2 protein-coding genes are annotated in these 3,532 nt (G+C 76.8%); one reads left to right on the forward strand and one right to left on the reverse strand.

What is annotated here, in order from left to right; all coding sequences use genetic code 11:
• Positions 1 to 1,244, reverse strand: a 1,244-nt coding sequence (locus tag GPJ59_RS34625) for an MFS transporter (protein WP_219671996.1), incomplete at its 3' end; no start/stop codon positions are given.
• Positions 1,245 to 1,326: 82 nt separating this feature from the next.
• Between GPJ59_RS34625 and GPJ59_RS34630 the strand changes: the two genes are divergently transcribed.
• A partial coding sequence (locus tag GPJ59_RS34630) for a malto-oligosyltrehalose synthase (protein WP_219671998.1) occupies positions 1,327 to 3,532 on the forward strand: 2,206 nt, incomplete at its 3' end.

Raw genomic sequence — 3,532 nt, forward strand, 5'->3', positions numbered from 1 at the left:
GTGTGGGCGGCCGGGCGGTGGGTGCGGGTCGCCGGCACCCGGGTGCACAGGGCCAGCCCGAGGGCTGCCGCGGCCGCGCCCACGGCGACCGCGAAGGCCCCGGCGGGCCCGTACCACTGGGCGAGCCGCCCGGAGACGGCGAGTGCGACGGCCTGCCCGGCGACCAGCGAACTGGCGGCGAAGGCCATCGCCTCCGCCAGCCGGTCCGGCGCCACCGCCCGCTCGGTCAGGGCGAACGCGGTGATCAGGTGGGGCGCGTACGCGGCGCCGAGGACGGTGACGACGGCGTACAGCGCCCACAGGCCGTCGGTGAACAGCAGCGGCACGGACAGCACGAGTGCGGCGGCCGTGGCGGCCCGCCAGCGCAGGCGCAGGCCGTAGCGGGCGGGCAGCGCGCCGAGGGCCAGGCCCACACCGGCGCTGACCACGCCCATGGCGGCGTACACGATGCCGGCCTGGCCCGGCACGCCGAGCCGCTCGGTCAGCGCGGCGATCCCGGCCTGGCAGCCGCCGAACATGGCCCCCTGCAGGGCCAGCGAGCCCCGGACGGAGTACACGACCGCGGGGTGCCGGCCGGCGCGGCGCGCCTTCCTCTCCCGCGCCTTCCGCTTCCGCCCGGCGCCGTGCTGACCGGCCGTGACGGCGGCGGTCGGGTGCAGCGCGAAGGCGGTGCCGAAGACGGCGACGAGGGCGGCCGCGCCGCCGAGGGCCACGGCGGGGTGGGCGACGAGCGCGGCGAGTCCGACGAGGGCCGGACCGATGACGAAGGAGACCTCGTCCAGGGTTCCTTCGAGGGAGTGCACGGCCGCGACGACGCTCTCGTCCGCCTGCGCGCGGTGCGCGAGCGCGACGGAGCGGGTCCGGGCCAGCGGCCCGATCAGCGGTACGGACGCACCGGTGAGGGCTCCGACCGCGGCGAGCGGGACCGTGCCGAGGCCGGCGAGGGCTCCGGTGACCAGCCCCGCCGTGGCGAGGGCGTTGACGGAGGCGGCGGCCAGGACGACGGGCCGCTGGCCGCGGCGGTCGGCGAGCCGCCCGAGCAGGGGGCCGCACACCACCTGTCCGGCGGACAGGGTGCCGCCGACGATCCCGGCGGTCGCCAGCGAGCCGCTGGTCGCGGCGACCAGCAGCACGCTGCCGAACTGGGCCATGGCGACGGGGAGTCGGGCGAGGAAGGACAGGACGGGGAGGGCGGGCCCGGTCAGGGCGATGACTCTTCGATACGTGTCGACGGTGGCTTGCACCTGCGAGACGCTAACGCGGCGCAGTCACCCGGATGCACTGGGCAATGGCACGGAAAACGTCAGGCTGGGTACGTACGTTCTCATGACCGAGCAGTACTCGACCGTCCGCCCGGGGAGCCGCCCGGAAGTCCGCAGCCCCACTGCCACCTACCGACTCCAGCTCCGCCCGGAGTTCCGCTTCGAGGCGGCCGGGGCAGCCGTACCCTACCTCGCCGCGCTCGGCGTGTCCCACCTGCACCTGTCCCCGGTCCTGGAGGCGGTTCCGGGGTCGGCGCACGGCTACGACGTGACCGACCACACCCGGGTGCGGGGGGGGCTCGGCGGGGAGGCCGGGCTGCGCGCGCTGGCGCAGACCGCCCGCGGGCACGGGCTGGGCCTGGTCCTGGACATCGTCCCGAACCACATGGCGGTGCCCTCGCCGCTGCGGCTCAACGGGCCGCTGTGGGAGGTGCTGCGGACCGGCCCCGGGTCGCCGTACGCGCGGTGGTTCGACATCGACTGGCGGGCGGGCGGCGGGCAGGTGCTGCTGCCCGTACTGCCCGCGCCCCTGGAGGACTGCGCGCCGGAGGTCGTGGGGGGCGTGCTGGTCTGCGGCGGGCGGGAGTTCCCGCTGCGGGAGGGGACGGCCGGGCTGCCGATGCCGCAGCTGCTGGCCCGCCAGTGGTACCGGCCGGCCTGGTGGCGAGAGGCCCGCACCCACCTCAACTACCGCCGGTTCTTCACCATTTCGGAGCTGATCGGGGTGCGGGTGGAGGACCCCGAGGTGTTCGCCGCCACCCACGGGAAGGTGCTGGAGCTGGTCCGGGACGGGGTGGCCGAGGGGCTGCGGATCGACCACGTGGACGGCCTGGCCGACCCGGAGGGCTATCTGCGCAGGCTGCGGACCGAGGTCGGGGACGACTGCTGGGTGGTCGTGGAGAAGATCCTGGCCGACGGGGAGCGGCTGCCGGACGGGTGGGCGCGGGCGGTGGCCGGGACGACGGGCTACGACACCCTGCGCCGGCTGGACGGGCTGTTCACCGACCCGGTGGGGGCATCCGAACTAGCCGCAGCGTACGCCGAGTTCACCGGGATGCCCCGCTGGGCGGAGACGGCGGAGGACTGCGCGCGCTCGGTGCTGACGGTCGACCTGGCGGCCGAGCTGGCGACACTGGGGCGGATGTGCGGCGCTGCGACCGGGACCGTGCGTGGCGGCGGAGTCGGAGGTGACGGCCGGGAGGGCGGCGGGGGTGGCGGCGGCTGGGCCGGCGACAGCAGGGCCGGTGAGGGCGGGGAACTCCTCGCGGCCGTCGTGGAGTTACTCGTCGCGTACCCGGTGTACCGGCCCTACCCCGGCGACGCCGGACCCGCGCCGGAGGCCGTGGAGCGGGCCAAGACCATGGCCGCGCCGGGCGCCGTGGACGCCGTACGGGAACTGCTGCTGCACGATCCGGCGTTCGCGGCGCGCTTCGCGCAGACCTCGGCGGCGCTGCGCGCCAAGTCGCTGGAGGACCGCGCCTTCTACCGCTACGCCCCGCTGCTGTCGGCCACCGAGGTCGGCGGTGACCCGGGCCGGCCGGCGGTGCCGCCGGCGGAGTTCCACGCGTACTGCGCGCGGATCGAGCGGGACTGGCCGGCCACGGGCACGGTGCTGTCCACGCACGACACCAAGCGGAGCGCGGACGTGCGGGCCCGGATCGCGGCGCTGTCGCAGCGTCCGGCGGCGGCGACGGGCCGCGGCCGGGCCGGTCTTCCGGCGGATGCCGACCCGCAGCTCGCCTGGACGGCCCGGCAGACGTCGCTGGGGCTGGGCCCCGCCCCGGACCGGGCGGCGCGCCTGACGGCGGCCCTGCTCAAGGCCGTACGGGAGGCGGGCCTGCACACCACCTGGACGGAGCCGGACGAGGCGTACGAGGCGCGGGTGGCCTCGTACGTGCCGGACACGGCCGATGCGGAGCTGCCGGCGGACCTGGCGGAGGCTGCCCGGGCCAACGTCCTCGGCCTGACCCTGCTGCACCTGGCGATGCCCGGCGTACCCGAGGTCTACCAGGGCTGCGAGGCCGAGTACCGGGCCCTGGTGGATCCGGACAACCGCCGCCCGGCCACCTTCCACCGGCAGGCCCTGGCCCGGCTGGACGCGGGCGGGGCGCCGCTCGGACTGTCGGAGGAGAAGCTGGCGCTGACCGCGGCGCTGCTGCGGCTGCGGCGCGAGCGGCCGCGGCTGTTCACCGGGTACGCGCCGCTGGCGGCCCGGGGCCCGGCGGCGGACCTGCCCCTGCGGACCGACACCAGCACCCAGGGCGACATCC

It is taken from the genome of Streptomyces bambusae, assembly GCF_019400985.1.
Lineage (GTDB): Bacteria > Actinomycetota > Actinomycetes > Streptomycetales > Streptomycetaceae > Streptomyces > Streptomyces bambusae_A.